Source organism: Thioprofundum lithotrophicum (assembly GCF_055387065.1).
Genome location: NZ_AP042379.1, coordinates 933916 through 955422, shown reverse-complemented (window position 1 = coordinate 955422; position 21507 = coordinate 933916). Strand labels below are relative to the sequence as shown.

At 67.0% G+C, this 21507-nt stretch carries 19 protein-coding genes; 5 read left to right on the top strand and 14 right to left on the bottom strand.

Annotation, left to right across the window (positions count from 1 at the left end):
• Positions 1-2 precede the first annotated feature (2 nt).
• From ACZ5BH_RS04475 to ACZ5BH_RS04465, 3 genes are all read right to left on the bottom strand, one after another.
• Positions 3-1217 carry an ABC transporter permease gene (locus ACZ5BH_RS04475; protein WP_464890717.1) on the bottom strand — a complete coding sequence of 405 codons (1215 nt, stop codon included), beginning with the start codon at positions 1215-1217 and terminating at the stop codon, positions 3-5.
• Positions 1204-1893 (bottom strand): ABC transporter ATP-binding protein, encoded by a 690-nt coding sequence (locus ACZ5BH_RS04470; RefSeq protein ID WP_464890716.1) that lies wholly within the window; start codon positions 1891-1893, stop codon positions 1204-1206. Before ACZ5BH_RS04470 ends, ACZ5BH_RS04475 begins: the two co-directional genes overlap by 14 nt.
• Positions 1894-2063: 170 nt before the next feature.
• Positions 2064-3218 (bottom strand): efflux RND transporter periplasmic adaptor subunit, encoded by a 1155-nt coding sequence (locus ACZ5BH_RS04465; RefSeq protein WP_464890715.1) that lies wholly within the window; start codon positions 3216-3218, stop codon positions 2064-2066.
• 80 nt (positions 3219-3298) lie between these two features.
• Here ACZ5BH_RS04465 and ACZ5BH_RS04460 point away from each other — a divergent pair, with 80 nt between their 5' ends.
• Entirely contained in the window at positions 3299-4699 is a 1401-nt protein-coding gene (locus ACZ5BH_RS04460) for an AmpG family muropeptide MFS transporter (protein WP_464890714.1), read from the top strand.
• A gap of 144 nt (positions 4700-4843) precedes the next feature.
• The gene (locus tag ACZ5BH_RS04455; RefSeq protein WP_464890713.1) at positions 4844-5536 is read left to right on the top strand and encodes a sulfite exporter TauE/SafE family protein; all 693 of its coding nucleotides are present in this window, start codon (positions 4844-4846) and stop codon (positions 5534-5536) included.
• 439 nt (positions 5537-5975) lie between these two features.
• Here the strand turns inward: ACZ5BH_RS04455 and ACZ5BH_RS04450 are convergent, their stop codons facing one another.
• From ACZ5BH_RS04450 to ACZ5BH_RS04400, 11 genes are all read right to left on the bottom strand, one after another.
• Positions 5976-8372 carry a bifunctional diguanylate cyclase/phosphodiesterase gene (locus tag ACZ5BH_RS04450; RefSeq protein WP_464890712.1) on the bottom strand — a complete coding sequence of 799 codons (2397 nt, stop codon included), beginning with the start codon at positions 8370-8372 and terminating at the stop codon, positions 5976-5978.
• A 278-nt stretch (positions 8373-8650) separates the two neighbouring features.
• Positions 8651-9100 (bottom strand): DUF4426 domain-containing protein, encoded by a 450-nt coding sequence (locus tag ACZ5BH_RS04445; protein WP_464890711.1) that lies wholly within the window; start codon positions 9098-9100, stop codon positions 8651-8653.
• Positions 9101-9307: 207 nt separating this feature from the next.
• Positions 9308-9907, bottom strand: coding sequence for a methionine biosynthesis protein MetW (gene metW, locus ACZ5BH_RS04440; RefSeq protein ID WP_464890710.1), 600 nt, complete (start codon positions 9905-9907; stop codon positions 9308-9310).
• Entirely contained in the window at positions 9904-11049 is a 1146-nt protein-coding gene (gene metX, locus ACZ5BH_RS04435) for a homoserine O-succinyltransferase MetX (RefSeq protein WP_464890709.1), read from the bottom strand. Before metX ends, metW begins: the two co-directional genes overlap by 4 nt.
• A gap of 218 nt (positions 11050-11267) precedes the next feature.
• Positions 11268-13211, bottom strand: coding sequence for a dynamin family protein (locus ACZ5BH_RS04430; RefSeq protein ID WP_464890708.1), 1944 nt, complete (start codon positions 13209-13211; stop codon positions 11268-11270).
• A 308-nt stretch (positions 13212-13519) separates the two neighbouring features.
• Complete coding sequence (locus ACZ5BH_RS04425) at positions 13520-13810, bottom strand: DUF167 family protein (protein ID WP_464890707.1); 291 nt, start codon at positions 13808-13810, stop codon at positions 13520-13522.
• A 3-nt stretch (positions 13811-13813) separates the two neighbouring features.
• Positions 13814-14389, bottom strand: a complete 576-nt coding sequence (locus tag ACZ5BH_RS04420) for a YggT family protein (protein WP_464890706.1) — start codon at positions 14387-14389, stop codon at positions 13814-13816.
• Between the two features lie 16 nt (positions 14390-14405).
• Positions 14406-15227: a pyrroline-5-carboxylate reductase gene (proC, locus tag ACZ5BH_RS04415; protein WP_464890705.1), complete on the bottom strand. Its 822-nt coding sequence runs from the start codon at positions 15225-15227 to the stop codon at positions 14406-14408.
• A 10-nt stretch (positions 15228-15237) separates the two neighbouring features.
• On the bottom strand, positions 15238-16812 hold the full coding sequence (locus tag ACZ5BH_RS04410; protein WP_464890704.1) for a diguanylate cyclase: 1575 nt from the start codon (positions 16810-16812) through the stop codon (positions 15238-15240).
• A gap of 15 nt (positions 16813-16827) precedes the next feature.
• Positions 16828-17703, bottom strand: a complete 876-nt coding sequence (locus ACZ5BH_RS04405) for a substrate-binding domain-containing protein (protein WP_464890703.1) — start codon at positions 17701-17703, stop codon at positions 16828-16830.
• 116 nt (positions 17704-17819) lie between these two features.
• Positions 17820-18503, bottom strand: a complete 684-nt coding sequence (locus ACZ5BH_RS04400) for a YggS family pyridoxal phosphate-dependent enzyme (protein ID WP_464890702.1) — start codon at positions 18501-18503, stop codon at positions 17820-17822.
• Between the two features lie 147 nt (positions 18504-18650).
• Here ACZ5BH_RS04400 and ACZ5BH_RS04395 point away from each other — a divergent pair, with 147 nt between their 5' ends.
• The 3 genes from ACZ5BH_RS04395 to ACZ5BH_RS04385 all read left to right on the top strand — a co-directional run bounded on the left by ACZ5BH_RS04395 (position 18651) and on the right by ACZ5BH_RS04385 (position 21465).
• Complete coding sequence (locus ACZ5BH_RS04395) at positions 18651-19688, top strand: type IV pilus twitching motility protein PilT (protein WP_464890701.1); 1038 nt, start codon at positions 18651-18653, stop codon at positions 19686-19688.
• A gap of 24 nt (positions 19689-19712) precedes the next feature.
• Positions 19713-20840, top strand: a complete 1128-nt coding sequence (locus ACZ5BH_RS04390) for a PilT/PilU family type 4a pilus ATPase (protein WP_464890700.1) — start codon at positions 19713-19715, stop codon at positions 20838-20840.
• A gap of 283 nt (positions 20841-21123) precedes the next feature.
• Positions 21124-21465: a zinc ribbon domain-containing protein YjdM gene (locus tag ACZ5BH_RS04385; RefSeq protein ID WP_464890699.1), complete on the top strand. Its 342-nt coding sequence runs from the start codon at positions 21124-21126 to the stop codon at positions 21463-21465.
• Positions 21466-21507 lie beyond the last annotated feature (42 nt).

Sequence of the window (21507 nt, the reverse complement as noted above, 5' to 3'; positions counted from 1 at the left end):
GCTCACCTCCGGGACAGGGCCAGGACCGGATCCAGCGCCGCGGCCCGCCGGGCCGGCAACAGGCTGAACAGCAGGCCGGTGACGACCGCCACCGCCAGGGCCGCGAGCAGGGCCCACAGGGGCGTCTGCGCCGGCAGCACCGGCAGCAGCTTGCGGATCGCCACGTTGCCGAGCAGGCCCAGCAGCAGGCCGCCGAGGGCGCCGAGGCCCGAGAGCAGGATCGCCTCGGCCAGGATCAGCACGCTGATGGTGCGCCGCGAGGCCCCCAGCGCCTTGAGCAGGCCGATCTCGGCGGTGCGCTGGGAGACGGCCACCAGCATCACGTTCATGATCAGGATCCCGGCCACCGCCAGGGAGATGGCGGCGATGCCGCCGACGGCGTAGGTGAGAGCGCCGAGGATCCGGTCGAAAGTGGCCAGCACCGCATCCTGGGTGATCACCGTCACGTCCTTCACCCCCTGGTGGCGGCGCTGCAGGGTCTCGACGATGAAGCGCTTCACCGGCGCGATGGCCTCCCGCGAACGCGCCTCCACGAGGATCCGGAACAGCGACGGGGTGTTGAACAGCTGCTGGGCCGAGGCCACGGGAATGATCACCAGGTCTTCCACGTCCACGCCGATGGAGCGTCCCTTCGAGGCGAGGATGCCGATCACCCGGTAGCGGCGGTCGCCGATCCGCAGCCACTGCCCCAGGGCGCGCCGGGGGCCGAACAGTTCGCGGCGGATCTTGCCGCCGATCACGGCCACCGGCAGGGCCTGCTCCCACTTGGCGGCGGGCAGGAAGCGACCCTGGCCCAGCTTCCAGTGGCGGATGGCCAGGTATTCGTGCGTGGCACCGACGATCACCACCTCGCGTGCGCGGCCGCCCCAGCTCACTTCCGCCTGCCCCACGTTCAGGGGCGCCACCCGGCGCACGTTGGCGCTGCGGGTCAGGGCCCGGGCGTCGCCAATGGTCAGATCCCGCGGTGTCTCGCCCATCAGGGTGCTGGGATTGAGGCCGCCGGTTTCGGAACGGCCGGGGATCACGATCACGAGATTGGTGCCCAGGGCGGAGAACTCGCCCACCACGTAGCGGCGCGCCCCCTCGCCGAGGGCGGTGAGCACGATCACGGCGGCCACGCCGATGGCCATGGCCAGCAGCATCAGGAAAGTGCGGCCCGGATAGCCGCGCAGCGCGCCCCAGGCGAAGTGGCCGATGTCGCGGCTATGCAGGCGCATGGGAGGACTGCAGATCCCGCTCCAGACGGCCGTCGAGCATGTGCAGGCGGCGCCGCGCCCGCTCACCCACCAGGGGATCGTGGGTCACCACGATGAGCGCGATCCCCGCGGCGTTGAGATCCTCGAGGGTGCGGATCACCTCGCCGCCGGCGCGGTGATCCAGGTTGCCGGTGGGCTCGTCGGCCAGGATCACGTTGGGCCGCATGATGGTGGCGCGAGCGATGGCCACCCGCTGGCGCTGTCCGCCCGAGAGCTGATCGGGCTTGTGGTGGGCCCGCGTCGTCAGCCCCATGGCGGCGAGGGCCTCGCGCACCCGCCGCTGGCGCTCGGCCGGTTCCACCCCGGCCAGCACCAGTGGCAGCTCCACGTTCTCGAAGGCGGTCAGCCGCGGCACCAGGTGAAAGGCCTGGAACACGAAGCCGATCTCGCGGTTGCGCACCTCGGCCTGCTCCGTGTCGGAGAGGTCGGTCACGTCGCGCCCGTTGAGCCGGTAGGTGCCGGCCGTGGGCCGGTCGAGCAGACCGATGATGTTCAGCAGCGTGGATTTGCCCGACCCCGACGGGCCCATGATCGAAACGTAGTCGCCGGCCTCGATGCGCAGGCTCACGTCGTCCAGGGCGTGGACGATCTGATCGCCGACCCGGAAATCGCGGTGGATGTGTTCGAGATCGATCATCTCATCGGAAGGCACTGGAAAGAACGCAGAGGGCACAGAGACGGGTAACGTCTCTGGCCGGGCACCATTTGCACTGTGGTGCGAGGGATCGAACAAGGTTTTTCAAGCAAACACATTCTCTGCGTCCTCTGCGTCTCTGCGCCCTCTGCGTTTCTTCCACCCGTGCCGGTTCAGGGTTCCACGGATTCCCGCACCGCCGGGACGCCGGGTTCGACGCCCTTGCGGTCGACGGAGACCACCACGGTTTCGCCTTCGCGCAGGCCCCGGGTCACTTCGGTCCATTCCCAGTTGCTCAGGCCGGTTTCGATGGTGCGCTGTTCGAGGGGCTCGCCTTCATGGAACACCAGCACCTTGTCGCCTTCGAGGATCGCTTCGGTGGGCACGCGCAGGACGTTGTCTTTCTCGGCCACGATCACTTCGATGTCGGCGCTGTAGCCGGGCAGCATGCCGCGGCTGTCTTCGGGGCGGTCGAATTCGGCTTCCACGTCCACGGTGCGGGCCTGGCGGGCCACTTCCAGCACATAGGGGGCGACCCGGCGCACGTGGCCGGGGAAGATCCGGCCGGGATAGGCGTCGAGGGAGAGGCGGGCGGTCATGCCGGCACGGATCTTCGGCGCGTCCACTTCGTCGATGGGCGCCGAAATGTAGAGGCACTGGCGGTCGATGAGATCGACGGCCGGCGGGGTGGCCACGCCTACCGGCGAGGGTGTGACGAACTCGCCGATTTCGCCGTTGATCTCGGCCACGATGCCGTCGAAGGGGGCCTTGAGGCGGGTCTGATCCAGGGCCGCCTCGGCCACGTGAATGCGGCTGCGGGCGACCTCGGCCTGGGCCTGGGCGGCGCGGCAGGCGGCGGCCCTGGCCTTGGCTTCGCCGTCGGCCTGATCGATGGCCTCGTCGGAGGCCAGGCCCTGCTTCTTCATCGTGCGCAGGCGTTCGGCGTTGCGCCGGGCCACGTCGGCCAGCACGCAGGCCTGGTTGGCGCGGGCCTGGGCCGCGGCAAATTCGTTGCGGGCCAGGGCGAGGCGGGCGCGGCGATCGGTGTTCCAGAACTCCATCAGGATCTGGCCGGCCTTGACCGCGTCGCCTTCGCGCACCGGCAGGCGGACGATCTGGCCGCCGATGGTGGGCGACAGCCCGGCCCGGCGGCAGGCCTTGACGGTGCCGGCCCGGGTGTTGGCCACCGTGTCCTGTACCAGGCCGGTGGTCACCGTCTGCACCACCACGGCCACCGGTTTGGGACGGGTCAGCCACCCGATGGCAGCCGCCACGAGCGCGATCGAGAGCAGCACGATGACCAGCACGCGAAGCGATTTCGGTGACATGCGGCCTCCCTGGACGCGGTGAAAGCGGGGTTCATGGTAAAGTACCAGCACTCCATTCCGATTGCATCCTCTTTCCCGACATGCCGCTTCCCACTCTGCACAGCTGGCGCGAGGCCTGGATCGTCTATCGCCGGCCGCAGCTGCTGGCCATGCTGTTGCTGGGTTTTGCCGCCGGCCTGCCCTTTCTGCTGGTGTTCAGTACCCTGTCGCGCTGGCTGGCGGAAGCGGGGATCAGCCGCACGGTGATCGGCTTCTTCAGCTGGGTGGGGGTCACCTATTCCATCAAGGTGCTGTGGGCGCCGGTGGTCGATCGCCTGCCCCTGCCGGGACTGACCCGCTGGCTCGGCAAGCGCCGCAGCTGGATGCTGTTCGGCCAGATCGGGATCGCCGCCGGCCTGCTGGCCATGGCGCACATCGATCCGCGCCTGCACACCGGGCTGTTCGCCCTGGCCGCGCTCGGCGTGGCCTTCGCCTCGGCCACCCAGGACGTGGCCCTGGACGCCTACCGCATCGAGATCCTCGACGCCGAATACCAGGGCGCCATGGCCGCCATGTACATCGGCGGCTATCGCCTCGGCACCCTGGTGGCCGGCGCCGGCGCCCTCTACCTGGCCGAGTTCCTCGGCTGGACCCAGGCCTACGTGATCATGGCGGCCCTGATGGGCGTGGGCATGCTCACGGTGCTGAAGGTCCGCGAGCCGGATCACGCCATTGGCCGCACCACCTGGGAGAACGAGGCGCGGGTGATCCGCTACCTGGCCGGCGATTCGCGCCTGCCGCCACGCCTGCGGGCGGCAGTGGCCTGGTTCATCGGCGCGGTGATCTGCCCCTTCACCGACTTCTTCAGCCGCAACGGCCGGCTGGCCATCATCATCCTGCTGTTCATCGGCCTGTTCCGGATCACCGACATCACCATGGCCGCCATGGCCAATCCCTTCTATTACGATCTGGGCTTCAGCAAGATCGAAGTGGCCAACGTCACCAAGCTGCTGGGCTTCTTCATGACCCTGCTCGGCGCCGGCCTCGGCGGCGTGCTGGTGGTGCGCTATGGCATCGGACGGCCGCTTTTGGCCGGGGCGGTGGCAGTGGTGCTGACCAACCTCCTGTTCGCCCTCATGGCCTTCCTCGGGCACGACCTCGTGATGCTGTCGGTGGTGATCAGCGCCGACAGCTTCAGCGGCGGCTTCGCCACCTCGGCCTTCATCGCCTACCTGTCGAGCCTCACCAACCGCGCCTACACTGCCACCCAGTATGCGCTGTTCAGCTCCCTCATGACCCTGGTGCCGAAGATCGTCGCCGGCTTCTCCGGCATCGTCGTCGACGCCAGCGACTATGTCGTCTTCTTCCTCTACGCCTCGGCCCTCGGCCTGCCCGCCATCGGCCTGGCCTGGTACCTGCTCCGGCAGTCGTCGCCGCTTGCGAACAGTAGTGGAAGGAACGCAGAGGGCGCAGAGACGCAGAGGGCGCAGAGCAATGGATGATGGGTGGCGTCAGGAATTTTCGACACGAGGGATTCTGATGATGCCCGTCCGACAAGACGAACGAAAAAATCGGATCGCCCTCTGCGCACTCTGCGTCTCTGCGCCCTCTGCGTTATTTGCAGCGAACCCGAAGGAGGCCGCCGGATGATCGAATATTCGCTGCTGGCGGCGTTGGTGGTGGGCCTGTTGGGTGGGGTGCACTGCGTGGGGATGTGCGGGGGAATCGTGGGGGCGCTGAGCCTGGGCTTGCCGGCACAGCGGCAGGGCTGGCGGGGGAGTCTGCCCCTGCAGCTGGCCTACAACCTGGGGCGGTTGGCGAGCTATGCGGTCGCCGGGGCGCTGGTGGGGGGCGTGACGGCGGTGGCCGGGCATCTGCTGGACATTCGGGTCTGGCAGCAGGTCCTGCTGGGGCTGGCCGGGGGCTTTCTGATCCTGCTGGGGCTCTATCTGGCCGGGTGGTGGGGCGTGTTGCGCCGGGTGGAGGCCGTTGGCGGGCGACTCTGGCGGCGCATCGAGCCGGCCGGCCGCCGCCTCTTGCCGGTGCGCCATGTCTGGCAGGCGCTGCTGCTCGGGGCGCTGTGGGGCTGGCTGCCCTGCGGCCTGGTCTACAGCGTGCTGATCTGGGCGATGGCCGCCGGCAGCGCCGGGCAGGGCGCCCTCCTGATGCTGGCCTTCGGCCTCGGCACCCTGCCCAATCTGCTGGCCATGGGGCTGTTTGCGCAGCACCTGAGGCGGTTTGTCGCAAGGCCGGGCGTGCGCCGGGCGGCGGGCCTGCTGGTGATGGCCTTCGGGGGGCTGGAGGTGTGGCGGGCCGTGGGAGTGCTGGGTGGCGGGTAGCGGGTGGCTGGGAAAACCGGCCGGTACAGGTTGTCGCGGCTTGCGCCGCGAAAGAACAGGGACGAGTGACGAGGTGCGAGGGCCGAGGAAAACAGTGTTTTTTCCTGGTATCGGTTGTCGCGGCTTGCGCCACTCCTACAGGGGGCTTGTATCCTGCAAGAACGGAAATCCGTGGGAGCGACGCGAGTCGCGAAGCGCGGGTTGAATGTTGGAAACCGGCCCGTTACCTGCCACCCCCGACGCTTTTCCAGGCTACCCGCTCCCCGCTACCGCATTCAGTCCGTAGGGCGGCTCAAGCGCAGCGGAGCCTGCCATGTCGGGATGACACGATTTTTGCCGGCTCCGCTGCGCTTGAGCCGGCCTACACCCGCCCCACATCGGTGTCGTTTGTGTCAGCACAATTTCAAGACGTTCAATCTCCCGCCGTCCGCTGCCGCGTTCAGCGGATCCGCAGCTGCAGGGAGGCTTCGTCGTCCGGTTCGTGGAGGAAGTCGGGGCCGGGCATGGCGATGTGGTAGCCCTGGGCGTAGTCCACGCCCAGTTCCTCGAGCTTGTCGAGGATGGCGCGGTTTTCGACGAATTCGGCCACGGTCTGGATGTCCATGCCGCGGGAGAGATCGGTGATGGCCCGCACGATGGCCTGATCGGCGCGGTTCTGGTGCAGGTGCCGGATGAAGCTGCCGTCGATCTTGATCATGTCCACCGGCAGGTTCTTCAGGTAATGGAAAGAGGAATAGCCCACGCCGAAGTCGTCGAGGGCGAGGCGGCAGCCCAGTTCGCGCAGCGGTTCGATGAAGCGTTCGGCGGCGGTGAGGTTCTCCACCGCGGCGGTTTCGGTGACTTCGAAGATCAGCCGGGCGGGATCGGCCTGGCTCTCCGCCAGGCATTCGCGCACCAGGGTCACGAAGTCGGGATCGCCGAAGTGGCGGCCCGAGAGGTTGATGGCCAGGGTGACGGGCAGGCCGTCGCGGATGCTGCGCGCCTGCTCGGCAATCGCGTTGCGGATCACCCATTCGTCCACGTCGCGGATCAGGCCGAAGCGCTCGGCGATCTCGAGGAAGGCGCCGGGATAGATCAGTTCGCCGTTTTCCTCCCGCAGACGCAGCAGGACCTCGTAATGGCTGATGCGGTGATCGGGCAGGGAGACGATGGGCTGGTAGTGGAGGAGGAAGCGGTCATGGCGCAGGGCATGGTTGATGCGGTTCTCCCAGTGCACCTTGGCCTTCATGTTGAGCAGTTCCCGGTCGTCCGGCTGGTAGACGTGCACCCGGCTGCGGCCCTGGCGCTTGGTGGTGTACATGGCGGCATCGGCCTTGGCCAGCAGTTCCGCGGGGGTGGTGCCCTGCTCGGGGAACAGGGCGATGCCGATGCTGGCGCTGAGGCGGATGTTGGGATCGGCGGGGACGCGCACTTCCGCTTCCAGGCGATCGATGAGATTGCGGGCCACGGTGAGGGCGCCCTGCTCGTCCACGTTGGGCAGGATGATGCCGAATTCGTCGCCGCCCATGCGGCCGAGGATGTCGATCTCCCGCAGGCTGGCGCGAAACACGTGGGCCACGGAAATCAGGCATTGATCGCCGGCCTGATGGCCCAGGGTGTCGTTGATGTACTTGAACTGATCCAGATCCACGAACAGCAGGGCCGAGTGGATCTTGAAGCGCCGGGCATAGGCGATCTGCCGTTCCAGGTGTTCCTGGAAGCGGCGGCGGTTGTAGAGGTTGGTGAGCGGGTCGTGGTTGGCCAGGAACACGATGCGCTCTTCGGTCTGCTTCTGTTCGCTGATGTCGATGAGCAGGCCGCGGATGATCTGCCGCTCGTCCTGGTGCTCGATGCTGTACAGGCAGCGCACCCAGACGTATTCGCCGCTGTGGTGCTGGAGCCGGTAGTCCAGGCTGTATTCGCCGGGCAGCCGGGTCTGTTCCTGCAGGGTGTTGAACACCCAGTCGAAATCGTCGGGATGCAGGCGCTGGCGCCAGAAGCCGGGCCGGTACCAGTCTTCGACCGGATAGCCGAGCAGGGTTTCGGCTTCCCGGCTGACGAAGTGGAACTGCATGGTGGCCGGATCGGCTTCCATGATCACGGCCTTGATGTTGTTGAGCAGGGTTTCCATGCGCTGCTTTTCCCGGGCCAGGGCCGCGTGTTCCTCGCGCAGGGTCTGCCGGGTTTGTTTCAGGTGATCGGCCAGGCGGTTGAAGGCGCTGGCCACGGCGCCGATCTCGTCGTCGGCGGGGAGGTCGATGCGATGGTCCAGTTCTTCCCGTCCCAGGGCTTCGGCACCCAGCTCCAGCTTGCGCAGATTGCGGGTGAGATACAGGCCGAGCAGGATGGTGAGCAGGATCGACAGCCCCAGCTCGGCGGCGGCGATCAGGCTGTTCTGCTGGCGGGTGGTGTCGATGAGATCCTGCACGAAGGCGATGTCGTAGCCGATGTGCAGGGTGCCGAGGGTCTGGCCGTAGAGCACCACGGGCTGGCGCACGTTGTACACGCCGTCGCGCTGGGCGGAGGCGAAGCGGGTGTCGGGTTCGGGCAGCTTCTCCGGCGGGTTGCCGAGCCGGGCCATGGGCCGGCCTTCGCGATCGGTGACCGTCACGTAGCGGATGCCGGGATTACCTTCCAGGAGGGTCAGGGCATCGGACAGCAGGGCCCGGTCGTTGCTGGCCAGGCCCGGTTGCAGGGAGGCGGCCAGCAGCCGGGTCTGGGCCTCGATGTTCTTGAGCAGCTGGGCCTCGTGGCTGGAGCTGATCAGGCGCACCGAGTTCCAGACCAGGGCGCTGAGCATCACGGCCTCGATGAGGATGACGCCGAGGATCAGCCGGGTGGAGAAGCGCAGGCGCATGAACCTGGGTCTCACTCGCAGGTTTGGCCGGGCATGGCCGGGTTGCTGGGGGAAGCGGTGGCGGGGGCCGCCGTTGACGATGGGAGACGACGCAACATGTTCATGGCCGGGAGGATGATAGCCGATTTGTCGGCAGAACGGTGCCGGGCTTTAGCAGGCTGTTGAAAGAGCCCCTCCGTGGGCTTTTTCAACAGCCTGTTGGCCATGAAGGCGAAACCCCATGAACGGCAGGGGCCGGGCGTGCGGGCGGCTCGTCCGGCCCTGCCGCGAGGCCGCGTTCAGTTGGTGTAGAAGGTCTTGCGGAACTTGATGGTGAACGGCTCGGCGGCCCCTTCGGGCTGAATGCGGAATTCGAAGGTGAGGGTCTCCCGGTGGGCGACGCCGAATTCGCCGATGTAGTAGATGGCCGTGCCGTCGACGATTTCCCGCGGTTCGAGTTGCTTGACCTGGTTGTTGAGATTGATGGCCCGGCCCGTGACCTTGGCGTGAACCGGCTTGCCCGGCATGCCCATCACCTTCTTCTGCACGGCGATGCTGAACATGGCCCGGTGGCGGGAGCGCTTGATGCCGTATTGCTTGGCGACCTGGGGGGCCAGGGTGTCGGTGGTGAAGGCATTGTAATAGACCACGTAGTCGCCGACGGTGCGGGAATACTCGTCGTCGGCCAGGGCCGGGCCGGCCAGGGCGAGGAACAGGGTCAGTATTCCGGTTTGCAGGAATCGAATCATGATGCACCTCCGCGATTGTTGTTGTGGTTGTTGGCTTGACCAAACGCACCACACCACGACACCAGTTGATTACCCTCATCGGGTTCCGCCCGCCAGGGGCGGGCTCAGTGCCTGAACTGGGCCGTGGGCTGATATTTGGTGCTGTTACTCAAAGCATAGTCAAGAAGCCCGGGAAAATCCCCTTGACAAGGAGGATATGGTGGCGCCTCAGCCGTTGCGCAAGCGGTAGAGGGCCACTTCGCCCATCAGGTTCGGCAGCAGGCGCATGGCCAGGGTGCTGCGGTGGGCCTGGTCGACCACCGTGCGCTCGAGGACGGCGAAGCCCTTTTCGGCGCACAGTTCCTCGAAATCGCGCAGGGTGCAGAGGTGGATGTTGGGGGTGTTGTACCAGGTGTGGGGCAGGGAGGCGGTCACCGGCATGTGGCCGCCGAGCAGTTGCAGCCGGCAGCGCCAGTGGCCGAAATTGGGGAAGGTGATGACGCCTTCGCGGCCGACCCGCAGCATGTCTTCCAGCAGGCGGTCGGGGTAGTGGACCGCCTGCAGGGTCTGGGTCATGACCACGTAGTCGAAGCTGGCGTCCTCGAATTCCGACAGGCCCACGTCGAGATCGCTCTGGATCACGTTGATGCCGTTGTCAATGGCACGCACGATCTTGGCCGGGTCGATTTCCAGGCCGTAGCCGTCCACCTGGCGTTCGCGGCGCAGGTGGGCCAGCAGGGTGCCCTCGCCGCAGCCCAGATCCAGCACCCGGCTGCCGGGGGCGATCCAGTCGGCGATGGTGCGCAGCTCGGGGCGCAGTGCGGTCATGGCCGGCCCTCCCGTACCCGGGTCATGTAGGCCGTGAAGGTGGCCAGGTAGTCGGGGATCGGCATCAGGAAGGCGTCGTGGCCGTGATGGGCCTCGATCTCGGCATAGGAAACCGGCTTGCGGCTGTCCACCAGGGCCTTGACGATCTCCCGCGAACGGGCGGGGGCGAAGCGCCAGTCGGAGGTGAAGGACATGACCATGAACTCGGCCTGGGCCCGGGCCAGGGCTCGGGCCAGGTCGTTGTCGTAGTCGGCGGCCGGATCGAAGTAGTCCAGGGCCTTGGTCATCAGCAGATAGGTGTTGGCGTCGAACTTCTCGACGAAGGACTGGCCCTGATAGCGCAGATAGCTCTCCACCTGGAACTCCACGTCGAAACCGAAGTTGAGCTTGCCTTCGCGCAGCTCGCGGCCGAACTTGGCGCGCATGGCCTCGTCGGAGAGGTAGGTGATGTGGCCGAGCATGCGCGCCAGGGCCAGGCCGCGGCGGGGGAGGGTGCCGTGTTCGTAGTAGCGGCCGTCGTGAAAGTCCGGGTCCGACATGATGGCCTGGCGGGCCACTTCGTTGAAGCCGATGTTCTGGGCCGAGAGCTTGGGGGCGGCGGCGATCACCACCGCGTGGCGCAGGCGCTCGGGGAAGTCGATGGCCCACTGCAGGGCCTGCATGCCGCCCAGGCTGCCGCCGATCACCGCGGCCCACTGTTCGATGCCCAGGCGCTCGGCCAGCCGGGCCTGGGAGCGCACCCAGTCGCGGACCGTGACGATGGGGAAGTCGGGCCCGTAGGGCTTGCCGGTCTCCGGGTTGATGCTCATGGGGCCGGTGCTGCCCTTGCAGCCGCCGAGGTTGTTGAGACAGACCACGTGGAAGTGGTTGGTGTCGATGGGCTTGCCGGGGCCGATGCAGGTCTCCCACCAGCCGGGCTTGCGATCGTCCAGGCGATGATAGCCGGCCGCGTGATGGTCGCCGGACAGGGCGTGGCAGATCAGCACCGCGTTGGTGCGTTCGGCGTTCAGCTCGCCGTAGGTCTCGTAGACCAGCTCATAGGCGGGCAGGGTGCGGCCGCAGTCGAGCGCCAGCGGCTCGTCGAAACGCAGTTTCTGCGGGCTGACCAGTCCAACCGAATCGGCAGGCAGGGTATCGGGCATGGAAGTCCGGGGCGTTGGCCGTGCTACGGGAAAGGGAGAAGTCTACGGCATGCCCTGACGGCATGGCAATGCCGGCAGGGTAGGGCCGAGGGCCGAGTGGCGTGGTGGTGGCCGAAGAGGAATGTGTCAGCTCGGGAGGTCGAAAAGCATTGCACATGCCATGCGTTTTCGTGGTTGTGAACCGATTCCCCTCGCCACTCGGCCCTCGTCCCTTTACATCAGGCCACTTTCTCCGCTTCCTCGCTCCCGGCTTCGAGGGGTTTGCCGAGGGTCTGCATGAGGCCGTCGATGTCGGCGAGCTGGGTGGAGAGCTGGGCGGCGGCCTCTTCCAGTTCGGCGATGCGCTGCTGGAGGGTGTCGCGGGATTCGTTGATCTTGCGCAGGCTCTCCAGGCGCTTTTCCATCTGGTGCTTGTGTTCCTTGATGCGCGAGACCAGCGGTGCCATGGCCGACTTGCCCCAGGCGTCGGCTTCCTGGTGGGCCTGGAAGAAGGTGTTGCGGGCGTGGCTGACCATGGAGATGAAGAACTTCTTCACCACGAAGGACTGCTCGGTCATGGTGGTGACGGGGCTCTTACGGTAGGCCTCGGCTTCGTGGTGCAGGCGTTCCAGATCCCGCTTGTAGCGGGCCATGCTGAAGAACTTGGGCTTGACCTCGGAGAGGCCGTGCTCCTTGTGGAACTGGCGGTAGATGGTCTGCAGCAGGGTGTTGATCTGATCGGTCTGGGCGCTGGCCTCGCGGATGGTGGTGGTGACGATGTCGAAGAACTCCTTCATGGCGTTCTTCAGGCCGGCGGTGGTCCAGGTGCCGGTCATCTCCTTGCGGGTCTTGGCCATCAGCCGGTCGAGCTTGTTGAGGCTCAGCAGGTTCAGCAGCTGGGCGTGCTTCTCGGCGAACATGCGCTTGTTGACGGTGAAGCTCTCCACCGACTTGTGGTAGGTGGCCTGCTCCTCGCGGGTCTTCTTCATCAGGTGGGCGATCACGTCCTCGTTCTTGCCCGACAGGCCCTTGAGCTCCTTGAGCTGGCGGTTGGTGTCGGCCAGGCGTGAGGCGATGAGGTCGTGGGATTCCCGGGCCATGCCGCCGATCTCGCCAACGATGGTCTCGCGCACGATGTCCTGCTTGCGGGGCAGGATGTCCTGGGCGAGGATGGATTCCAGGGCCAGGATGTTGCTCTTGTCCAGCAGTTCCCGATCGGTGCGGATCTTGGCCAGGAGGCCCTTCTGGGCCGAGACCGGGAAGATGGCCGCCTCGTCCAGATCCAGCATGCGCGCCACCGACTTGCACTGGCTGCGGATGGATTCCTGCACCGCTTCCTCGCCCTTGAGCTCGTCCCACAGGGTGTCCACCTTGTTGAGCACCACCAGCCGCGAGTGCTTGGCGTCTGCGCCCAGTGGCTTGACGAAGCTGTTCCACATCTCGAGATCCGACTGGGTCACGCCGGTGTCGGCGGCCAGCACGAAGATCACCGCCTGGGCGGCCGGCAGCATGTTGAGGGTCAGTTCCGGTTCGTTGCCCAGGGCGTTGAGGCCGGGGGTGTCGAGGATGGTCAGGCCTTCCTTGAGCAGGGGATGGGGGAAGCTGATCATGGCGTGACGCCACATGGGGATCTCGACCATCTCGGCCGATTCGGCCTGGGCCGGATCGTGCAGGCCCAGTTTCGCCGCCACCGGGGCCGGCACCCGCTTGGTCTTGATCACTTCCTTGAAGGACTCGGCCATCGCCTCGGCCGAGTTGGTGTCGAGCTTGATGGTGGTCCAGTTGATGGGCTCGAGCTTGTGTTCCTGGATGGACTTGTCCTCCAGGCGGGTTTCGATGGGCAACAGGCGGATGTAGCTTTCGTCGGCGTCCGAGTCGTAGAACAGTTCGGTGGGGCACATGGTGGTGCGCCCGGCTTCCGAGGGCAGCAGGCGGCGGTCGTACTCGGAGAAGAAGATGGCGTTGATGAGTTCGGTCTTGCCGCGGGCGAATTCGGCCACGAAGGCGATGGTCAGGCGGTCCGACTTGAGGGCTTCCACCAGTTCGAAGATCCGCAGCTCGGTTTCGGGACTGCCCATGCCGTTGGCGTCGAGCCAGGCCCGGTAGCGGTCGATGGCGCCGATCAGATCGGTGCGCCAGCGTCCGTAGGCCTGCATCTGGTCGGTAAAGCGATCGGTTGCCATGTTGCGTGAACCCGGTGCGGTAGCTGATTGATTTTATTGTCTTCGATCGATTGTGACCGATTGTACGGTTTTTGCAACCCGCGCCCCCGGCGCGGCTGCCTGGACAAGTTTAGCGGCAATTTGCCTGCCGGGTTTAATGGTCGGGCCTGCCCGGAAGCGGCACCCGGGCCGTGCGCCGCGCCGACACCTCAATAACAAATAATTGAAATCAAAGGGAAAATGCTTGTGGGCTCGCCGGCTGTGCGGGGCGCCGGGCGGAAACGGTTCTCTGCGGGAATTGTGACGGACGTCTCACTTTCAACAACCTGTCAGGGGGCGGCCATGCCCTCGAGCAGCCGCCGGGGCTGGCGGATCCGGAACCGCTTGCGGCGCCCGCTTTCCCCGCCGGCCAGCTCCACCGCGCCCCTGGGCACGCCGAAGGTCCTGGCCAGCAGGGCCGTGAGCTGGCGGTTGGCGCGGCCTTCGACGGGCGGGGCGGTGATTCGGATCTTGAGGGCGTCGCCGTGGGGGCCGACGATCTCGTCCCGGCTGGCGCGGGGCTGGACGTGCACCTGCAGGATCAGCACGTCGTCCTGCCAGCGGTACCAGCCGGCGTCCATGGCTCAGGCGGCCAGGCGGAAGGCCAGATCCCGCAGCGGGGCCACCAGCAGCATCTGCGCCAGGTACAGGGCCAGGATGGCCAGCATGGGAGAGAGATCCAGCCCGCCCATGGGCGGCAGGAGGCGGCGCACCGGCCTGAGCACCGGCTCGCTGATCCGGGCCATGAGGGCCAGGGCCGGGTTGTAGCTGCCGGGATTGATCCAGCTGGCGATGGCCAGCACGAAGATGCAGAACAGCCAGATCCAGATCAGCAGGTTGAGCATGTCGGCCATGGCCCACAGGAACAGGCCGGCGGGCGCCGGGAAGGGGCGGCCGAGCAGGAGGGTGATCAGCGAAAGCTCGGCCACGGTCAACAGCAGCCAGAGCACCAGCGAGGCGCTGTCGAACCGGCCCAGGGGCGGAATCACCCGGCGCAGGGGGCGCAGCAGGGGGTTGGTGGCCCTGACCACGAACCGGGCGAGCGGGTTGTAGAAGTCGGCCCGCACGTGCTGCATCAGCAGGCGGACCGCCACCAGCACCTCGAAGAAGCCGAACAGCACGCTCACCAGGAACACGCCGGCGTTGCCGAGATAGCTCATCGTCCGTGCGCTCCGTTCATTCGCCCAGTTGGGCCGCCAGTTCCACGGCCCGGTCGCGGGCGGCGGTGATGGCCTTGGCGAACAGCGCCTCGAGTCCGCCTTCGCGCAGCGCCCGCAGGGCCGCCTCGGTGGTGCCGCCGGGGGAAGTGACGTTCTCGCGCAGCACGGCCGGATCCTCCTCGATCTCCAGCGCCAGCTTGGCCGCGCCGAAAGCGGTCTGCACGGTGAGCAGGCGGGCCGTCTCCTGCGGCAGGCCGAGATCCACGGCGGCCCGCTCCATGGCTTCCATCACCAGGAACAGGTAGGCCGGGCCGCTGCCGGAGAGGGCGGTCACCACGTCCATCAGATCCTCGTCGTCGACCCATTGCACCACGCCCACCGCGCGCAGGATCGATTCGGCGGCCTCGCGCTGGGCGCCGCTGACCCGGGGCGTGGCGTACAGGGCGCTGGCGCCGGCCTGGACCAGGGCCGGGGTGTTGGGCATGGCGCGCACGATGGGGGTTTCGCTGCCCAGCCAGCGGGCCAGGGAGTCGGTGCGGATGCCGGCGGCCACGGTCAGGAACAGCTGGCCGGGGCGGCGGGCCGGCTCGAGGGCCGTGGCCACGGTCTTGAGCACCTGGGGCTTGACCGCCAGCACCACCACGTCGCAGTGGTCGACCACGGCCTGGTTGTCGGCGTGGGTCTCGATTCCGGCCTCTTGTTGCAGCCGTTCGCGGGTGGCCGGATCGGGATCGGCCACGCAGATCCGGCTGGCCGGGTGGCCGGCGGCGAGCATGCCGCCGATGAGGCTGCGGGCCATGTTGCCGCCGCCGATGAAACCGATGCTGAGGGTGTCCATGGCGGCTACGTTACCCCGTGTCGGCATCCGGTTCAATCGGTTTGCACGGCGGCTCGCCGTCCACGCATACCCGGTTGCGGCCCGACTGCTTGGCGCGGTAGAGGGCGGCGTCGGCGCGGGTGAGCATGTCCCGCAGGCTGGCGGTGGTGTCGAGCTGGATGTCGGCCTCGCTGATCCCGCAGCTGATGGTGAAGCCGATGGTCTGGCCGTTGCAGGTGATGCGCAGGGTGGCCATGGCCTGGCGCAGCTTCTCGGCCAGGGCCACCACGCCGTCCCGATCCGGTGTTTCCGTGAGCACCAGGAATTCCTCGCCGCCCATGCGGAACAGGTAGTCGTTGACCCGGGAGTGTTCCCGCAGGCGGGCGGCGAAGCGTTCCAGGACCCGATCGCCGCAGATGTGGCCGTGGGTGTCGTTGACGGGCTTGAACTTGTCCAGATCGATCAGCACCCCGAACAGGCGACTGCCCTGGCGGCGGGCCCGGGCCAGCAGCTTGGGGAACACGTCGGCGAGGTGCCGACGGTTGTACAGCCCGGTGAGGCTGTCGGTGGTGGCGGTCTTCTGCAGTTCGGCGCGGGCCTGGGCCACTTCCTCTTCCTTGCGGCGCAGGGCCTGGAGCATGTCGGCGAAATGGTTGGCCAGCACGGCGATCTCGTCCCGCCGCGTCGATTTGGACAATTGCGGCAGGCGGCCGTCGGCCACTTCCCGGGTGATGGCCACCAGCGCCGACAGGGGACGGGTGAACTGGCGGATGATCAGCAGCCCGAACAGCAGGATCACCAGGGCACTGCTGCCGGCGATCAGAAAGATGGTCCGGCGATGGTGATCGAGGCGCGTGCGCAGGGCCGTCTCGTCCAGGCCGAACCACAGCACGGGCATGTCGCCTCGCGCGGGACGCAGATCGAGGCGGGCCAGTCGGTAGCGGTGCCCGGCCCCCCGCAGGCGGGTGGCGTCGCTGGCGATGGGCAGGCCCGCGAGCCCGGTCAGGGCGCTGTCGATGATCCGTCCGGCATAGGAGAGAAACAGCACGCCGGTCCGGTTCTGGGGCTGTTCCCGCAGCCAGCGGCGATCCAGCAGGCGGCCGATGGCCACGGTGCCGAGGAAGCGGTTCTGGTAGTAGATCGGGGCATAGGCCACGTGCTGCAGGCCCCGGCGGTTGTAGAAGTAGAAGCTGCCTGCGGGGCGCTGCTGGCGGGCGTTGCGCACCTGCAGTGCCAGGTCGGCCGCATCCCGGCCGACCAGGATGCGGTTGTCGCGGCCGAGGATCAGGAAGCGGTCGGCGGGGATCCAGCGGAATTCCCGCTCGTAGAGGATCCGCAGGGGGTCGGGTTCGGTGCCGATCTCCACCACGGCGAAGAGGTATTCGCTCACCCGCGGATGCCGGGCCACGATGCTGGCGTTGCGCAGATCGTCGAGCCGCTGCGCTTGCAGATGGCTGTCGAGCAGGTCGGTGATGGCCGTCAGGTGTTGATCGCCTTCCTCGTCGATCAGGGCGTAGACATAGCGGTAGGTGAAGCCCAGCGAGCCCACCAGCAGGACCAGCAGGGCCAGCGTGTAGGCGAGCAGCTTGACGCGGTAGCTGTGCATCGCCGGAAGCGCGGCTCAGGGCGTCTCGCCGGCGAGAGGCAGCAGTTCGTACCGGCGGGCCACCTGGCGCAGGGCCCGGCTGTGTTCCACGGCCGAGATCACCTTGAGCACGTCTCCGCGGGCATCGGCGCGCACCACGGCACCGAGCTGGCGGTAGAAGGGATAGCGGCCGGCGGCCAGGTTGGCGGCGGTGGGGGCATGGCCGTCGATGGTCAGCGCCCGCACGCGGTCCTCCGGCCGGAAGGCCCAGGTGGCGCCCAGGTGGCCGATGGCCCAGCGGAAGTCGTTGAGCTTGCGCACCATCTCCTCGGCGCTGGCCACGTCGATACGGTCGGGCCGGAAGTCTTCGGCGCGGGGGAGGATCCGCTTCCAGTGGCCGGGGCGCTGCTTGCAGTGCAGGCGGGTGACGACCACGATGGGCTGATCCGGGCCGCCCACTTCCCGCCAGTTGCGGATCGTGCCGTGGAAGATGGCCCGTACCTGTGCGGTGTCGAGGTTGCGCACCGGATTGGCCGCATTGACCAGGATCAGCAGGGGTTCGCGGGCCAGCGGGTGCAACACCAGGCCGCGGCGGGCCAGTTCGGCGTCGTCGATGGCGCAGCAGACGAAACCGAAGGTTTCGTTCATGGGGCTGTGGCGGGCGGCATTCTCGAGTCCGGCGCCGCAGCCCATGCCCAGGGCCGAATGGCGCCCGTGCAGTTCCAGGCGCCGGCCGCTGGCCCGTTCCAGTTCCGGTTTCAGCTCGTGGAAGATCACCCAGGCGAAATGGGCGCCGGCGCCGACGATGGGCGGCGCGGCCTTGTTGGCCGGATCGGCCTGCAAGGCGAGCGGGGCGGCGAACCAGGCGGCGGACAGCAGCAGGGACGGCAGGAGAGAGCGAAGACGGCGCATGGGCGGTAACGGTTTTCGGTTTTGGCGTTTTTCGGGAGGGATCGTGGAGTTTGCCACAAAAAGCGTGAACTGCGTCACAAGGCGTATCGACCCATGCCGGGAAGATTCGAGTGGCTTCAGCCCTGGCGGGGACCGAAGATGGCCGTGCCTACCCGCACCAGCGTGGCGCCTTCGGCGATGGCGGCTTCCAGATCGCCACTCATGCCCATCGACAGGGTGTCCAGGGCCAGCCCCTCGGCGCGCAGGGCCTCGTACAGCTCGCGCAGATGGCGAAAGGGCAGGCGCTGGCGGGCGGGATCCGTTTCCCGGGCGGGAATGGTCATCAGGCCCCGCAGTTGCAGGTTGGGCAGTTCACGCACCGCCGCGGCCAGTTCCGGCAGGGCTTCGGGCGCCACGCCGGCCTTGGCCGGATCGCGGGAGACGTTCACCTGCAGGCAGATCTGCAGCGGCGGCCGTCCGGCGGGCCGCTGTTGGCTGAGGCGCCGGGCGATCTTCAGGCGGTCCACGCTCTGGACCCAGTCGAAATGGGTAGCGATGGCGCGGGTCTTGTTGGACTGCAGGGGGCCGATGAAATGCCATTCGGCCCGCGCGCCGAGGGCCGCGATCTTGGGCAGGGCGTCCTGCAGGTAGCTTTCGCCGAAGGCCCGCTGGCCGGCGGCCAGGGCTGCCTCCACGTCGGCGACCGGCTGCGTCTTGCTCACCGCCAGCAGGCGCACGCTGGCCGGGTCGCGGCCGGCGGCCTCGGCCGCGGCGCGGATCCGGGAGTGTACCTGGGCGAGCCGCTCGGCTATGCTGGACATGCTGCCTCCTCGTCGCATGGAATTCCGGTATTGTGCGGCGGGCGGCGCGCGGTGGAAAGCCTGCCGCTTCCGGCAGTCAAGATTTCTGCGAAAATACCGATACAGTGACAGGTCAGCGAAACCTGCCGATTTTCGAGACAGCCTCCTATGGATATTACCGAACTGCTGGCGTTCAGCGTCAAGAACAACGCCTCGGACCTGCATCTTTCCGCCGGCCTGCCGCCGATGATCCGGGTCGACGGCGACGTGCGGCGGATCAACATCCCGGCGCTCGATCACAAGACCGTGCACGCGCTGGTGTACGACATCATGAACGACAAGCAGCGCAAGGATTTCGAGGAATTCCTGGAGGTGGACTTCTCCTTCGAGATCCCCGAACTGGCGCGCTTCCGGGTCAACGCCTTCAACCACAACCGCGGCGCCGGCGCGGTGTTCCGGACCATTCCCTCCAAGATCCTCACCCTGGAGGAGCTGGGCGCGCCGCCGGTGTTCAAGGAAATCGCCGACAACCCCCGGGGCATCGTCCTGGTGACCGGTCCCACCGGCTCGGGCAAGTCCACCACCCTAGCAGCGATGGTGGACTACAAGAACGAGAACGAGCACGGCCACATCCTCACCATCGAGGATCCCATCGAATTCGTCCACGAGTCGAAGAAGTGCCTGGTCAACCAGCGCGAGGTACACCGCGACACCCTCGGCTTCGCCGAGGCCCTGCGCTCGGCCCTGCGCGAGGACCCTGACATCATCCTGGTGGGGGAGCTGCGGGACCTGGAAACCATCCGCCTGGCGCTGACCGCGGCCGAGACCGGCCACCTGGTGTTCGGCACCCTGCACACCAGCTCGGCGGCCAAGACCATCGACCGGATCATCGACGTGTTCCCGGCGGCGGAGAAGGACATGGTGCGTTCCATGCTTTCCGAATCGCTGCGCGCGGTGATCGCCCAGACCCTGCTCAAGAAAATCGGCGGCGGCCGGGTGGCCGCCCACGAGATCATGATCGGCACCCCCGCCATCCGCAACCTGATCCGCGAGGACAAGGTGGCGCAGATGTACTCGGCCATCCAGACCGGCCAGGCGGTGGGCATGCAGACCCTGGATCAGAACCTGCAGGAACTGGTGCAGCGCGGCATCGTGAGCAAGGCCGAGGCGCGGATGCGGGCGGCCAACAAGGATGCCTTCAACTAATCCCGACTTTGTGAGGCGGTAAGGATGGACTTCGATTCCCTGCTCAAGCTGATGGTGCACAAGAACGCCTCGGACATGTTCATCACCGCAGGCGTGGCGCCCAGCCTCAAGATCAACGGCAAGATCACCCCGGTGACCCAGGCCACCCTGACCCCGGCCCAGGCCGAGGAGATCGTCACCAACATCATGACCCCCGCCCAGCGCGAGGAGTTCGCCCGCCACAACGAGTGCAATTTCGCCATTTCGGCCTCGGGGATCGGCCGCTTCCGGGTCAGCGCCTTCCGCCAGCGCAACCATGCGGGCATGGTGCTGCGCAAGATCGAGACCACCATTCCGCTCATCGAGGATCTGGGCCTGCCGCCGATCATCAAGGATCTGGCCATGACCAAGCGCGGCCTGGTGCTGTTCGTGGGCGCCACCGGCTCGGGCAAGTCCACCTCGCTGGCGGCGATGATCGGCTATCGCAACAAGAACAGCACCGGCCACATCATCAGCATCGAGGATCCCATCGAGTACATCCACAACCACCAGGGCTGCATCGTCACCCAGCGCGAGGTGGGACTGGATACCGAAAGCTTCGAGGTGGCCCTGAAGAACACCCTGCGCCAGGCGCCGGACGTGATCCTGATCGGCGAGATCCGCACCCGTGAGACCATGGATCACGCCATCGCCTTCGCCGAGACCGGCCACCTGTGTCTGGCCACCCTGCACGCCAACAACGCCAACCAGGCCATGGATCGGATCATCACCTTCTTCCCGGAGGATCGCCGCCACCAGTTGCTGATGGACCTGTCCCTGAACCTCAAGGCCATCGTCGCCCAGCAGCTCATCCCCACCCCCGACGGCCAGAGCCGGGTGCTGGCGGTGGAAGTGATGATCAACACGCCGCTGATGGCCGATCTCATCCGCAAGGGCGAAGTGCACCAGATGAAGCCGCTGATGGCCAAGTCGGGCCAGCATGGCATGCGCACCTTCGATCAGGCCCTCTACGAGCTGTACAAGAACGGCGACATCACCTACGAGGACGCCATCAACCACGCCGATTCGGCCAACGAACTGCGCCTGATGATCAAGCTGGGCGAGACCCGGGGCCAGAACGTGGACGCCATGGCCGCCTCCCTCGACGGCGTGACGCTGGAAGAGCCGGAATAGGGCTGGGTGCGGTCCAGAGTGCCCAGCGGATACCCGCCGCCGAAAATCCAACGCAAAGGCGCGAAGGCGCAAAGATCGCAAAGGTTTTTCGCGCAGGAGCGGCGCGACCCTGCAGGGCCGGGGCCGAGGTTTTTCAGTGCCACTACAGCACCATACGCCCGCTCAAGCGCAGCGGAGCGGCCATTTCGGGATGCCGTCTTTCCTCGCCACTCGGCCCTCGTCCCTCGGCCCTGTAACGTTGTGCTATCCTTCGCGCCGGTTTCTGGTCCGAAGGAGTTTCCCCTTGAGCGATCTGCCCACCTGCCCCCGGTGTGGTTCCGTCTATACCTATCTCGATGGCGTCCAGTACGTCTGCCCCGAATGTGCCCATGAATGGTCACCCCAGGCCGAGGTGGCCGAAAGCGCGGACGGTCCCGTGGTGCGTGACGCCCATGGCACCCGACTGCGCGACGGCGACACGGTCATCGTGATCAAGGATCTCAGGGTCAAGGGATCCTCGTCGGTGATCAAGGTGGGCACCAAGGTCAAGAACATCCGTCTCGTGGAAGGGGATCACGACATCGATTGCCGGATCCCCGGCATCGGGGCCATGGGGCTCAAGTCGGAGTTCGTGCGCAAGGCCTGAGGCGCCCTCTGTCGCGGCTTGCGCCGCTCCTACAGGGGTGAG

Excerpts from the sequence above, each read along its gene's own strand:
- ACZ5BH_RS04475 (WP_464890717.1), bottom strand. The coding sequence starts at position 1,217 with ATGCGCCTGCATAGCCGCGACATCGGCCACTTCGCCTGGGGCGCGCTG.
- ACZ5BH_RS04470 (WP_464890716.1), bottom strand. The coding sequence starts at position 1,893 with ATGATCGATCTCGAACACATCCACCGCGATTTCCGGGTCGGCGATCAG.
- ACZ5BH_RS04465 (WP_464890715.1), bottom strand. The coding sequence starts at position 3,218 with ATGTCACCGAAATCGCTTCGCGTGCTGGTCATCGTGCTGCTCTCGATC.
- ACZ5BH_RS04460 (WP_464890714.1), top strand. The coding sequence starts at position 3,299 with ATGCCGCTTCCCACTCTGCACAGCTGGCGCGAGGCCTGGATCGTCTAT.
- ACZ5BH_RS04455 (WP_464890713.1), top strand. The coding sequence starts at position 4,844 with ATGATCGAATATTCGCTGCTGGCGGCGTTGGTGGTGGGCCTGTTGGGT.
- ACZ5BH_RS04450 (WP_464890712.1), bottom strand. The coding sequence starts at position 8,372 with ATGCGCCTGCGCTTCTCCACCCGGCTGATCCTCGGCGTCATCCTCATC.
- ACZ5BH_RS04445 (WP_464890711.1), bottom strand. The coding sequence starts at position 9,100 with ATGATTCGATTCCTGCAAACCGGAATACTGACCCTGTTCCTCGCCCTG.
- metW (WP_464890710.1), bottom strand. The coding sequence starts at position 9,907 with ATGACCGCACTGCGCCCCGAGCTGCGCACCATCGCCGACTGGATCGCC.
- metX (WP_464890709.1), bottom strand. The coding sequence starts at position 11,049 with ATGCCCGATACCCTGCCTGCCGATTCGGTTGGACTGGTCAGCCCGCAG.
- ACZ5BH_RS04430 (WP_464890708.1), bottom strand. The coding sequence starts at position 13,211 with ATGGCAACCGATCGCTTTACCGACCAGATGCAGGCCTACGGACGCTGG.
- ACZ5BH_RS04425 (WP_464890707.1), bottom strand. The coding sequence starts at position 13,810 with ATGGACGCCGGCTGGTACCGCTGGCAGGACGACGTGCTGATCCTGCAG.
- ACZ5BH_RS04420 (WP_464890706.1), bottom strand. The coding sequence starts at position 14,389 with ATGAGCTATCTCGGCAACGCCGGCGTGTTCCTGGTGAGCGTGCTGTTC.
- proC (WP_464890705.1), bottom strand. The coding sequence starts at position 15,227 with ATGGACACCCTCAGCATCGGTTTCATCGGCGGCGGCAACATGGCCCGC.
- ACZ5BH_RS04410 (WP_464890704.1), bottom strand. The coding sequence starts at position 16,812 with ATGCACAGCTACCGCGTCAAGCTGCTCGCCTACACGCTGGCCCTGCTG.
- ACZ5BH_RS04405 (WP_464890703.1), bottom strand. The coding sequence starts at position 17,703 with ATGCGCCGTCTTCGCTCTCTCCTGCCGTCCCTGCTGCTGTCCGCCGCC.
- ACZ5BH_RS04400 (WP_464890702.1), bottom strand. The coding sequence starts at position 18,503 with ATGTCCAGCATAGCCGAGCGGCTCGCCCAGGTACACTCCCGGATCCGC.
- ACZ5BH_RS04395 (WP_464890701.1), top strand. The coding sequence starts at position 18,651 with ATGGATATTACCGAACTGCTGGCGTTCAGCGTCAAGAACAACGCCTCG.
- ACZ5BH_RS04390 (WP_464890700.1), top strand. The coding sequence starts at position 19,713 with ATGGACTTCGATTCCCTGCTCAAGCTGATGGTGCACAAGAACGCCTCG.